Origin of the sequence: Vibrio sp. 1562, assembly GCF_033340155.1 — a bacterium.
Taxonomy (GTDB): Bacteria; Pseudomonadota; Gammaproteobacteria; order Enterobacterales; family Vibrionaceae; genus Vibrio; species Vibrio alginolyticus.
The window spans coordinates 99,237-111,032 of sequence record NZ_JAWOVY010000002.1 but is presented as its reverse complement, the minus strand read 5'-3'; the positions used below and the strand labels follow the sequence as shown (position 1 = coordinate 111,032).

General features: G+C 46.9%; 9 protein-coding genes. 7 read left to right on the top strand and 2 right to left on the bottom strand.

The features are described 5' to 3' along the window. The first annotated feature begins 64 nt into the window (after nt 1-64). The 4 genes from malQ (at nt 65) to R7Z49_RS02300 (ending at nt 7,774) form a co-directional block, all read left to right on the top strand. On the top strand, nt 65-2,245 hold the full coding sequence (malQ, locus tag R7Z49_RS02315) for a 4-alpha-glucanotransferase (RefSeq protein WP_005374838.1): 2,181 nt from the start codon (nt 65-67) through the stop codon (nt 2,243-2,245). A gap of 283 nt (nt 2,246-2,528) precedes the next feature. Next, nucleotides 2,529-4,721, top strand: a complete 2,193-nt coding sequence (gene glgB / locus R7Z49_RS02310) for a 1,4-alpha-glucan branching protein GlgB (RefSeq protein WP_250156841.1) — start codon at nt 2,529-2,531, stop codon at nt 4,719-4,721. 137 nt (nt 4,722-4,858) lie between these two features. Further along, entirely contained in the window at nt 4,859-5,533 is a 675-nt protein-coding gene (gene mtgA, locus R7Z49_RS02305; RefSeq protein WP_186585601.1) for a monofunctional biosynthetic peptidoglycan transglycosylase, read from the top strand. A gap of 180 nt (nt 5,534-5,713) precedes the next feature. Further along, nucleotides 5,714-7,774: an alpha-amylase gene (locus R7Z49_RS02300; protein ID WP_213885237.1), complete on the top strand. Its 2,061-nt coding sequence runs from the start codon at nt 5,714-5,716 to the stop codon at nt 7,772-7,774. A 69-nt stretch (nt 7,775-7,843) separates the two neighbouring features. On the opposite strand, the gene R7Z49_RS02295 is transcribed toward R7Z49_RS02300, so the two are convergent. Then, nucleotides 7,844-8,560, bottom strand: a complete 717-nt coding sequence (locus R7Z49_RS02295; RefSeq protein WP_005384623.1) for a DsbA family protein — start codon at nt 8,558-8,560, stop codon at nt 7,844-7,846. A 96-nt stretch (nt 8,561-8,656) separates the two neighbouring features. After that, nucleotides 8,657-8,944 carry a hypothetical protein gene (locus tag R7Z49_RS02290; protein WP_049872671.1) on the bottom strand — a complete coding sequence of 96 codons (288 nt, stop codon included), beginning with the start codon at nt 8,942-8,944 and terminating at the stop codon, nt 8,657-8,659. Nucleotides 8,945-9,392: 448 nt separating this feature from the next. Here R7Z49_RS02290 and R7Z49_RS02285 point away from each other — a divergent pair, with 448 nt between their 5' ends. The 3 genes from R7Z49_RS02285 to R7Z49_RS02275 are packed head-to-tail and all read left to right on the top strand — an operon-like array spanning nt 9,393 to nt 11,731. After that, nucleotides 9,393-10,130 carry a nucleoside recognition domain-containing protein gene (locus R7Z49_RS02285; protein WP_186585603.1) on the top strand — a complete coding sequence of 246 codons (738 nt, stop codon included), beginning with the start codon at nt 9,393-9,395 and terminating at the stop codon, nt 10,128-10,130. After that, on the top strand, nt 10,130-10,597 hold the full coding sequence (locus tag R7Z49_RS02280) for a YjiG family protein (RefSeq protein WP_005374849.1): 468 nt from the start codon (nt 10,130-10,132) through the stop codon (nt 10,595-10,597). The genes R7Z49_RS02285 and R7Z49_RS02280 overlap by 1 nt, the downstream gene beginning before the upstream one ends. Before the next feature lie 9 nt (nt 10,598-10,606). Further along, entirely contained in the window at nt 10,607-11,731 is a 1,125-nt protein-coding gene (locus R7Z49_RS02275; protein ID WP_186585062.1) for a M20 family metallopeptidase, read from the top strand. Nucleotides 11,732-11,796: the final 65 nt, after the last annotated feature.

The following is an 11,796-nucleotide window of genomic DNA, read 5'->3' as shown; positions in this document are numbered from 1 at the left end:
AAGAAGTTATTGATAACAATAAAACCCTACATGGAAGGTGTTGGTATTACCTTCGGAGAAAGCGATGAAAGAACAAACAGCATTAAAGAAAGTCGCGGAAATGGCGAGATTGGCTGATAGCTATGTCAGTGCTTGGGGAGATGAGGCTAAAGTGTCTGAGGAGACGCTACGCCGCTTGCTCGCTTCGCTTGGCTACGATACTAGCAGTGATGAAAAACTACTGGCTTCTGCTGAAAAGAAACATAAAAAAGACGTACTAGCCCCTGTTCTTGTTTTACGCGACGGCGAACCAGTCGAAGTGGAACTAAACCTAGGTACGAGTGCTCGTGAGAGTGAATTCAGCTGGCGTTTAGAAACAGAACAAGGAGAGGTACTTGAAGGCTATCTTCAGTCCCAAATTGTTCGTGATGAGCGTGCTGAGGGTGGCCCTCTAGTGTTTGCATTGCCAAAGAACTTGGCTTGGGGTTATCACAAACTGATCATCAGTCGTAAGCGTCGTAAAACACCTTACGAGATGTCATTGATCATTACGCCGAAAGCGTGTTTCAAACAAGACGATCTAAACCAACACAAAAAGCTATGGGGTCCTAGTATCCAGCTTTACACACTGCGTACTCAGCATAACTGGGGCATCGGTGATTTTGGTGACCTAAAACAACTGGTGAGTGATATTGCCTCTCGTGGCGGTGACTTCATTGGCTTGAACCCGATTCACTCGCTGTTCCCTGCGAATCCAGAAGGGGCAAGCCCATACAGCCCGTCTTCTCGTCGCTGGCTGAACATCATGTACATCGACGTAAGCTCTGTACCTGAATTCGCGCTAAGTGCAGAAGCACAACAGCGTGTTGGTAGCGCAGAGTTCCAACAACGTTTACAAAAAGCGCGAGACTCTCATTGGGTGAATTACACCGAAGTTTCGCAACTAAAAATGAGCGTTCTTCCGCTACTATTCAGTGAGTTTAAAGCTCGCCATTTAGACAAAAACACCGATCGCGCTCGTGCCTTCTTGGACTTTGTTGAAAAAGGCGGCGACAGCTTGCTACATCAAGCTGCATTCGATGCACTTCATGCTGATTTACATGCAGAAGATGCAAACATGTGGGGTTGGCCTGTATTCCCTGAGAAATACCGCACATTCGACGCAGCTGGTACTCAGAAGTACATCAAGGATAACCAAGATCGTGTTCACTTGTACATGTACCTGCAATGGATCGCAGACGATCAAATCAAAGAAGCGCAAGCGCTAGCCGAAGAAAAAGGCATGGCTGTGGGTTTGTACCGTGACCTTGCGGTTGGTGTTGCTGATTCTGGTAGTGAAACATGGGCTGATGAAGGCGCGCTAGTATTGGATGCAAGCATCGGTGCACCACCAGATGTACTTGGTCCACTAGGCCAAAACTGGGGTCTGCCTCCGCTTAACCCCCAGGTTTTAGAAGCGACTGGCTACGACGCTTACATCAAATTGCTACGTGCTAACATGAAGCATTGTGGTGCATTGCGTATCGACCACGTACTTGGCCTGCTTCGCCTTTGGTGGATTCCAAAAGGCGAGAAAGCGACAGAAGGCGCATACTTGTACTACCCAGTGGAAGACATGCTAGCAATCCTAGCGTTGGAATCTCACCGTCATCAGTGTTCTGTAATCGGTGAAGACTTGGGTACTGTACCTGATGAAATCGTTGATATCCTTCGTGATGCGGGTGTGCATTCGTACAAAGTCTTCTTCTTCGAAACATCAAAAGACGACGGTGGCTTTATTTCTCCGAAGCACTACGCTGAGCAGTCTATGGCTGCGCTGTGTACGCACGATATGCCAACACTACGCGGTTTCTGGCACTGTGATGACTTGAAGATGGGGCGTGAGATTGGTCTGTACCCTGATGAGCAGCAGTTGGAAGGCCTATTCGCTGATCGCTTGAAGTGCAAACAAGGCATTCTAGACAGTGTTCGCTGGCATGGCTATTTGCCAGAAGGCATTGGTCATGATGCTCAGTACGTGCCAATGGATTCATACCTAAGCGAAGCGCTGCAACTGCACGTAGCCGCAGGTGACTCTGCACTGCTTAGTGTGCAGCTTGAAGACTGGCTAGAAATGGATCAACCGGTCAATATTCCTGGTACGGTGGATGAGTATCCAAACTGGCGTCGTAAATTGTCGATGAACCTAGATGAAATCTTCAGCCGTGAAGATGTGAATCGTATTTCTAAACGCCTTACTGAAGTTCGTGCACAGGCGAGTAAGTAAAATGCCTAGAGTGGCGTAGATGGACGAGCTGATTACCAATTTTGTTAGCTCAGAGGTACGAAAGTTCCGTCTAGGTCACTCATTCCTAAAACACAATCCGTTAGGATGAAGTACCGTTATTATGCCCGCGACAATAGCGGGCATTTTTGTATTTTGACGCCGTTTACGCAACGAACGTGAGAAGCGGAGTCTTTTTGTGAGTTCACAACGTTGGCTGTGGAGAAACCGATGTTTGATTCAGATCTCTGGTCTTGAAAAGGATATTGGCTCTAGGGAGAAAGATTTGAAAACCACCAAAACCAAGAAAATAAAGAAACAACACGAACGCGCATACGAACTGCTTGCTGAGGCGGCTTACTCAGATCCATTTGCTGCGCTGGGTCCATTCATTGACGACGAAGCTTCGCTGAGAGTTTGGATGCCGGGCGCAAACAAGGTTGAACTACTTGTTAATGGTGAACCTCGCGTGGCGCTTGAGCGTGATGGCGACAGCGGTTTCATCTTAAAAGAGCAACGCGATTTACACCTGACCCACTACCGTTTAGCGGTCGATTGGAATGGTGTTGAACAAATTATTGATGACCCGTACCAGTATCACAATATCTACCAAGAGTACGAGCATCTGCATACGCCAAAAGACATGTATCACTACATGGGCGCACACTTTGTCACGCTAGAACGTGGCGGTGAAAACATCTCTGGTGTGCGTTTCCTTGTTTATGCACCACATGCATCGGCTGTTAGCCTTGTGGGTTGCTTCAACCAATGGGATGGCCGTCGTCATCCAATGCAACGCCTAGACTACGGTATCTGGGGCCTATTCATTCCTGGTCTGGAAGAGGGGGTACAATACAAATTTGAGCTCAAAGGGCCAAATGGGGAAGGGCTTCCTCATAAACAAGACCCTTGGGGTTTCTACTCTGAGCAATACCCATCGTTCGCGTCCATTACTTACGATCACAAGCGTTACCAATGGCAAGATGCGAAATGGCAAAACCGTGCAGTGACGCAAAAGCGTGATGAAGCGTTATCGTTTTACGAGCTACATGCTGGATCATGGAAGCGCGACGAGAAAGGTGATTTCCTCAACTACCGAGAACTCGCAGAGCAGTTGGTGCCATACCTTGTGGATATGGGCTACACCCACGTTGAGCTGATGCCTGTGTCTGAGCATCCATTCTATGGTTCATGGGGCTATCAACCCGTTGGCTTGTTTGCACCAACTAGCCGCTTTGGCTCCCCTGATGATTTCAAATTCTTCGTGGATGCGTGTCACCAAGCAGGTATCGGTGTTGTGCTGGATTGGGTACCGGCGCACTTCCCATCGGATGATCATGGTTTAGCGAACTTTGATGGTACGCCTCTGTTCCATGATCCAGATCCGCGTCGCGGTTGGCACCAAGACTGGAACTCCTACATTTACGATTTAGGCCGTGAACATGTGCGTCGCTTCCTTGTGTCGAATGCGCTGTACTGGTTTGAACAATTCCATATTGATGGTATTCGCGTGGACGCCGTCGCGTCGATGCTCTATCTCGATTATTCACGTAGCCACGATCAGTGGGTCCCGAACGTTGATGGTGGCAACGAAAACTACGACGCAATCGCAACCTTAAAATGGATGAACGAAGAAGTGTACAAGCACTTCCCGAATGCGATGACGATTGCGGAAGAGTCAACGGCGTTTCCGGGTGTGTCTGCGCCAACCTTTATGGGTGGTTTAGGCTTTGGCTTCAAGTGGAATATGGGGTGGATGCACGACAGTCTTTCATACATCAAAGAAGATCCTGTTCACCGCAAATACCACCACAATACCATCACATTCCCGCTGGTTTATGCGCACAGCGAAAACTACGTCTTGTCTCTCTCTCACGACGAGGTGGTGTACGGAAAAGGCTCTATCCATAACAAGATGCCGGGCGATGAATGGCAGCAAACCGCAAACCTACGTGCATACTACGGTTATATGTATGGTCAACCGGGCAAAAAGCTGAACTTCATGGGCGCGGAAATCGGCCAAACGGCGGAGTGGAACCACGATGATCAGTTGCAATGGTTCTTGCTGGAATACGAACGTCATCAAGGCGTTCAAAAGCTGATGCGCGATTTGAACCACTTGTACCGAAATGAAGCGGCGATGCACGATCAAGATTGTGTTCCTGCTGGTTTTGAGTGGCGTCTACAAGACGAGGCAGATGCAAGCATCCTAGCGCACGAGCGTATCAGTAAAGGGGGTGAGCGTATTCTCATCATCACCAACTTTACGCCCGTACCACACGAGCGTTTCCGTTTAGGTGTTCCAAATGCAGGTCAATACGAACTGCTGCTGAACACGGACGACAGCAAATACGGCGGAAGCGATTTTAAAGTGCTGACCAGTGTGAAAACGGAACAAGTCGAAAGTGAATCACTGCCTCAATCACTTGAGCTTCGTTTGCCTCCACTTTCAACCGTGTTCTACAAGCTGCACAAATAATTTAGTCTAATCAAATTCTAAGCCCGTTTTACATTGTAAATCGGGCTTTTTTTTAACCAAGTTTTCACTAACGATAAACAGACTGCATACTCTATACTTGCATCATATTGTTTTATGAAATCAGGCTAGGTCGGACTTTGAGAAAGATTAAATCCCTTCTGTTCAATATCTTATTGGTGCTTTTGCTTTTACCTGTGATGCTCGTTGGCATAGTGAAATACATCGATCCACCAATTTGGGGATGGAAGATCAGCCGCATAATTTCTCCTCCTGAAGGATTTCCTGAAGAGAGTCAAAATGAATGGGTGCCTTTGAGTGATATTTCTAAACACATTCAACTGGCCGTGATTGCGACAGAAGATCAAAAGTTCCCGACCCATTACGGAGTGGATTTTGATTCCTTGTTTAAAGTGATCTCAGAGTCTGGCGAGAACGGTCCCTCGCGCGGTGCGAGCACGATTACTCAGCAAACTGCAAAGAACGTGTTTCTGTTTCCTTCACACTCTTATGTGCGCAAAGCGTATGAGCTTTATTTTGCTCTGCTGATGGAAGCAATGTGGAGTAAAAAACGCATTCTTGAAGTGTATTTGAATGTGGTGGAGTTTGGTCCAGGTATTTATGGCGCGGAAGCCGCTGCGCAAAACTACTTTGGTATTCCTGCTAAACAACTTTCAACACGCCAAGCAGCAAGGCTTGCGGTGGTGCTGCCAAATCCGTATCGCATCAAAGTTTACCCTCAGACTTCTTACACCATCAGCCGCGTCAATTGGGCGATGAGACAAATGCGTAACCTTGGTAGCGTTCTGCTTTAAACTCCTTTTTACCCTGCTCATAAGTAGAACTACGCCCCCATAAAAGCAAAATGTGAAGCGTCACAAGCTTTAGGGCGTAGCTTTTCAGAATGATGTGCTCAGTTTTTCATCCATTTACTATTAGTGTGAATAAAACTACAACACGAATACTGCGCCTATGCGCAACCAATGGACTGAACGATGAAACTGAATCTGATTACGACTACCTTATTGCTTGCATCGGCAAGTGCCATCGCCGAGCCAAACATCACCATCTCTACCACGACTAACAGCCGTGACTTTCCCTTAAGTGCAGAACAGCCTTTGGTTGTGCCCTTAACCAAAGACGGATACACGCTCAAAATCACGGGCGTTGAGGGCGACTGTTTCGCGCCTGATAGCCAGAAGGTCAAATTCAACAAACCTATCGCGCTGAACTGTGGAAAGCCAACAGAACTGCCATTAAAAATCCGCTTTACTGGCGATTACTCTTTTGCTTTTGATGCGGAAGCGAAAACATTGCGCTTCAAGCGTGAACCTAAGAAAGCCGCGAAGACAGAATTCAAACGCCCAATCCCACAAGTGCAATGTGAGGTTTATCAAGGCGGCGAAGTCACCATTGCGCTGGGTGACAGTTTCCCCGATGGCACCAAGTTGCGTGATGCTTACTCTGGGCAGATGGTCGAAGTAAAAGATCAGCAAGTATCGCTGACGCCAAGCAAAGATTCAGGCGGGTTGGTGCTACTAGAGCCAGTGAAGAAAACCAAAGAAGCAGTGCCGTTTGATTACCGCAATGCCAACATTTACTTCGTGATGGTTGACCGTTTCAACAACGCCGATACCAGCAATGACAACAGCTATGGGCGTAAGAAAGACAGCAAAGAAGAGATCGGCACCTTCCACGGCGGTGACCTAAAAGGCGTGATCGAAAAGCTAGATTACATCAAGAGCCTAGGTACAGATGCAATTTGGTTGTCGCCAATCGTTGAGCAAGTGCATGGTTTTGTGGGCGGCGGCGATAGTGGCTCATTCCCATTTTACGCTTACCACGGTTACTGGACGCGCGATTTCACCAAGATTGATGAGAACTTCGGTAACGAAGATGATCTGAAAAAGTTGGTGGAAGAGGCACACAAACGTGGCCTTAAAGTATTGATGGACGCAGTAATCAACCACACCGGTTACTCGACGTTAGCCGATTTGCAATTTGATGGTATTGAGGTGTTAAAACCAAACGCTGAACTACCTAAGAAGTGGGGGGATTGGCAACCAAAAGCGGGTGAAAACTGGCATAGCTACCACCAGAAGATTGATTACCAGAGTCCAAACTGGGCGAAATGGTGGGGCGGTGACTGGGTAAGAACAGGTCTACCGGGATACCCAGCTCCGGGCAGCAGTGATATCACCATGTCATTGGCGGGTTTGCCTGACTTTATCACTGAATCAGACAAAGCCGTGAAGCCAGCTCAATGGCTATTGGATAACCCTGGCACTCGCGTTGAGGCGCGTGATAATTACACTGTCTCGGACTACCTAATTGAGTGGCAAACTGATTGGGTGAAACGCTTTGGTATTGATGGTTACCGTGTCGACACGGTGAAGCACGTTGAAGGCCATGTGTGGAAACGCTTGAAAGAAGAGGCATCAAGCAGCCTTGAGCAGTGGCGTAAAGAGAACGGTAAGTCAGGTCAGCCATTCTGGATGATGGGTGAAGTATGGGGACATACCGCTTATCGCAGCCCTTACTTTGACGATGGCTTTGATGCGTTGATTAACTTCGACATGCAGAAGAAGTTAGACAAAGGCGCGGCGTGTTTCAGCCAAATGGCAGACACTTACCAAAGCTATGCGGACACTATCGCCAATGAGAAAGACTTTAACCCTGTGAGCTACATGTCTTCTCACGATACCGAGCTGTTCTTCTCTCGCTTCAAAGATTACGGTATGCAGCGTAACGCCGCGAATGCACTGCTTCTGAGTCCTGGTGCTGTTCAGGTTTATTATGGTGATGAAGTTGGTCGTAACATTGGTCCTTACGCGGACGATTTCCACCAAGGCACTCGTTCTGACATGGTATGGAAGCTATCTGATGAGAAGCAAGCGCTGCTCAAACACTGGCAAACTCTTGGTCAGTTCCGTAAAGCGCACCCAGCGATTGGTGCGGGTCAGCATCAAGTAATTGAACAAGAAGGCGCGTACGTGTTCTCTCGCTCGCTTGGCAATGACAAAGTCGTTGTGGCGTTTGTGGGTCGCGACAAGTAGTTAGAACTTCGTTTTAAGCCTAGATAGAAAAAGCCCTTCCTTGAGTTATCAGGGAAGGGCTTTGTTGTATTAGTTCGCCAGTTCTTGGTCGATGACTTTTTCTAGCTCGTCAAACGGCACATAGCCAGGAATGACTTGATCATTAATGATCAACGCGGGCGTGCCGCGTAAACCAAGTTGCGTGAAATACTGATAGTTTTTATCAAGTAACGCCTTGGTCTCTTTGTCGTCGACAAGCTGTGCTTCTGTCCCCGTTTTTTTCGCGATTTGATTTAAGGAACGTGCGTCATGTGCGCCCGGTTTTTTCACCAATAACTCATGCACTTGTTCGTACTTATCTCGCTGGTTTTGCCAAACATTTAATGCGTAACTTGCCGAGTTGTAACCGTTCTTCTCGTATTGTTCTTTAAAAGAGACATTGAGGTTAAGCACTTTTACCTGCGGATATTCCTTACCAACTTTGACCAGCTCTCCTTCTAAACGTTTACAAAAAGGGCAGCTGTAGTCTGTTACGTTAATAATGGTTAACTCAGGGTTTTCAGCACCAAAAGAGGAATGTTTGCCATCACTTAGATATTGACGAACCTCCTTCAAGGTGTCGCCAAATGACTGTTGATACGCAATGTACTCTTGAAGGTTTTGGTGCAATGAATCAAGAATTTGAGGGTTATCTTTTAGTATCTGATTAACTTCCTCTAGCTTTTGTTCTGCGGTCTTTTCTGATGCGAAAGATACGGCAGATACGATAGCCATCGTTAACGCCAAAAGTGTACGAGTGAATGTCATAATATTTCCTAAAACTTTTAAATTTCGTTGTTTGTTATGTGAAGTGAATAAAATATGTACAAAAGTCAGGCAGAAAGGTCTCTCGCCTTGCTGGCTTTATTCTCTAAACACGCAAAGTTTTAGGTGAACCCGATACTTTTCCGGTATCGGTTCTGTGTATTCCAGATAACGAATTGCTGTGGTTGTCATCGGCAGCGCCACAATCAAAGCAAACAGAAAAAATGGAATAAGAATATGATCAAACTGATGTTGGTACGCTTGAACCAGCTTTTCTGAAAGGTCGCAAGATGGTGATAAATTCACACTCTCATCTTGCTGACTCTGTATTTGGTGAGCCTTCGGGCAGCTTTTCGAGAAACCAGAATTTTGGCTTAAGCATATCATCACCACCCAAAGCACGAGGGCGAGTGTCCATTTGGCTATTTTATATTGTGAGCGTAACAATGGGTCGTATAGTCCTGTTAATTCTGGTTTATGCCGTTTACATATGACCGGGCCATCCTAACCTAAATTTCGTGGCTGAATGTTACTTTCGAGTTAATCGATATTGCCTCAATGCCAAAGTATGAAGTACGTCATGAATGTTGTAGAAAGCAATATTCGTCAGAATCATTTGTTGAGTTGATGAAGAAGTCGTGAGCTATCGATATAGATTAAAATACCTAATTGTTGGCACAAATTTTTATTATCTTTCAATTGTGATTGGAATCATAAAACAAAACTTCATAACTGAGTCGCGATAATGTTCGGCAGGCGGATTGATTTTGATCATCTCTCTAGCACATTATTCAGGTGAACATATGTGTTAAGTTCCACATGTGTAGGTAATGTTATGAAAATTCCTGTTCAAACTGAGCGTAAAGTTACACTGGGGTGCTACGTTGCTCTGGCGTTTGCGGTTGTGTTCTTTTCTGGCCTGATGCAATCTAGCGAATGGTACGGTGTATTCGATTTTACAACGCTCAATGGCTCTTTCGGCAAGGTGGCGTATGGTGTCACTGAAACGGCTGACGGTGTGCAAGTTGCAACAACGTCGCTTCGCGGTACTGGTGGTAGCGGTGCTCGCGACGGTTTCATTTTCGCACTTACTTTGATTCCAACTGTTATGTTCGCCTTAGGTATGATCAACGTACTTGAGCACTACGGTGCACTTGAAGCAGCTCGTAAGCTTCTTACTCCTCTTCTACGTCCTCTAATGGGCATCCCTGGTAACTCTGGTCTGGCTTTAATTGCTTCTCTACAAAGTACCGATGCAGGTGCGGCAATGACGCGTCAGCTAAAAGATGAAGGTCACCTAACTAAGCGTGAAACGGACGTATTTACCATGTTCCAGTTCACTGCAGGTGCAACCATCGTGAACTTCTTCTCATCGGGTGCTGTGCTGTTCACACTGACGATGGCTGACGGCTCTCTAGCAGTAACTTCTTCTATTGGTTTGGCGGTTGTGGTGATGTTCGCGTTTAAGATCATTGGTGCGAACCTGTTCCGTATCTACCTAAACATGACGGAAGGTAACGAAGACAAGCAAGACCAAAACAAATCAGAGAACCTAAAAGAGGAGACGGCATAATGGGTGACGTTAAAGCGAAAAAACCAATGGTGACGGATATCTTCGTCGAAGGTGCTAAGAAAGGTTGGGTGATTGCGACTACCTCTACGGTTCCTAACGTATTAATGGCGTTCGTTATCATCAAAGCGCTGCAAATCACTGGTGCGCTGGATCTGATGGGCACTGTGTTTTCTCCAATCATGGCGGTGTTTGGTCTTCCGGGTGAAGCTGCAGCGGTATTGATCGGTGCTTGGATGTCGATGGGTGGCGCAGTGGGGGTGGTTATCACGCTGTTTGACCAAGGTATCCTTAACGGCACGCACATTGCGATTCTAGCGCCTGCCATCTACCTTATGGGCTCTCAAGTTCAGTACATGGGTCGTATCATGGGCCCAATCGGTACTGAAGGTCGTTACATCCCAGTTATGATTGCAATCTCAGTATTGAACGCGTTTGGCGCAATGCTGGTGATGAATCTGTTTGTCTAGGAGTGAGTCATGCAATTCTCTCTAAATGAATATCTAGAAGAGCTACGTCCGCTAATCAATGTGGATTGTGGCACTTACACGACTGATGGCATCGAGTTCATCGCTTCTCAATTTGAAGATAAGTACCAAGCGATGTCAGGTTGGAGCGTAAAACGCATCGACTGTGGCAGAGCGGGTGTTGGTCTTGAAGTTCGAAACAAGCCGGAAGCTGAGCAAATCGATGTGATGCTAATTGGTCACATGGATACGGTGTTCCCTGTGGGTACCGCTGAGCTTCGTCCAATGTTTCAAGATGCAGAGAAAGCGTACGGTCCAGGTGTGTCTGACATGAAATCTGGTTTGCTGAACATCGTGTACGCGATGCGTAATCTAGACCAAGCGGTGTTGGATAAGCTGTCTATCGCTATCTGCATGAACCCAGATGAAGAGACGGGCTCTCTGAACTCTGTGGATTGGATTCAATCAGTAGCGAAAAACGCTAAGAATGTACTGGTTGCAGAAGCGGCACGTGCAGACGGTGGTTTAGTGAAAGCGCGTAAAGGCATGGCTCGCTACAAAATGACCTTTAATGGCGTTGCTGCTCACGCAGGGAACGAGCCAGAAAATGGCCGCAGCGCAATCACTGAGATGGCGAATTGGATTCTAGCAGTCAATGCAATGACCAACTTTGAATCTGGTACCACACTGAATGTCGGTATTGTTTCTGGTGGCAACGGAGCGAACATCGTCCCTGAGCACGCTGAAGCGATCGTGGATGTGCGTTTCTGGAGCAACGAAGAATACGATGATGTCGATAGCAAGCTAAACGGCATGCTGGAAACACCATTCGTTGATGGCGTGAGCATTGAGTTGGTTAGTGAAGCGTATAAGCCTTCTATGGTGCCAAGCCCACAAACAGAAAGCTTAATGACATTAGTTGAAGAAGCGGCAAGTGAACTGGCGATCGACATCAACTGGAAAGAAGTCGGTGGCGGCTCTGATGCAAACAATACGGCGATTCTTGGCGTTCCAACTTTGGATGGTCTAGGACCTATCGGTGCGGGCTTCCACAGCGATCAAGAGTACTTGTTGCTTGAGTCTATCGAACCGCGAATCAAAATGCTGATGCGTGTATTGGAGAAGATTGCTCAATAGGGCATTCTGCTTTTAAAGCTTGGTTCCCAAAGTTTTTGGCTTCAACCTTTTGGTTTGCAAGACTT